Here is a 203-nt window from a genome sequence, read left to right as displayed (position 1 = left end):
AGGGCTGGTCATGGCGATCAAGGTCCACGAGGCGGACATCCAGGACCGCACGGGTGCAATTCTCCTGCTGCGGGATCTCCCCAATGTCTTTCCTCGGATGCAGTACCTGTGGGCGGATGCGGGGTACACCGGGAAACTCGCTGGAGAGATCAACACGCATCTGGGCTGGACCATGGAGATCGTCAAACATCCTTGGTCGGGTT

The 203-nt window shown here is 59.6% G+C and carries 1 pseudogene; it reads left to right on the top strand.

From position 1 onward, the window contains the following. Positions 1-10: 10 nt before the first annotated feature. Positions 11-203, top strand: a pseudogene (locus ASF71_RS25215) (IS5/IS1182 family transposase); the annotation flags it as partial.

The sequence above is a fragment of the Deinococcus sp. Leaf326 genome (genome assembly GCF_001424185.1).
Taxonomy (GTDB): Bacteria; Deinococcota; Deinococci; order Deinococcales; family Deinococcaceae; genus Deinococcus.
Note: the sequence above shows the minus strand (reverse complement) of the source record. Positions and strands in the feature narration are given on the sequence as shown.